Raw genomic sequence first — 253 nt, forward strand, 5'->3', positions numbered from 1 at the left:
GCACCGAGCGTCGAACCGAGAGCGCCGCCTCGACCGCCTGCCAGGTTAGCGCCACCGAGCACGAGCGCTGTTACCGCCTGCAATGTGTAGGTGCTGCCCTGCGTCGGATCGCCTGACGAGACGAGCGCCGTGTAACTCAAAGCAGCGAGCCCGGTGAATCTTCCCCCCGCGATGTGAGCGAGCATCCGGACCACGTCTACGCGGACACCACTGGTGTAGGCCATCCGCTCGTCGGCACCGGTCAGGCAAAGGT

1 protein-coding gene is annotated in these 253 nt (G+C 66.0%); it reads right to left on the minus strand.

Annotation, left to right across the window (positions count from 1 at the left end):
* Positions 1 to 253: ABC transporter permease subunit (locus SB764_RS42770; RefSeq protein ID WP_410867146.1), on the minus strand; the 253-nt coding region annotated here is incomplete at both ends.

Origin of the sequence: Paraburkholderia sp. SIMBA_027, assembly GCF_046535315.1 — a bacterium.
Taxonomy (GTDB): Bacteria; Pseudomonadota; Gammaproteobacteria; order Burkholderiales; family Burkholderiaceae; genus Paraburkholderia; species Paraburkholderia tropica.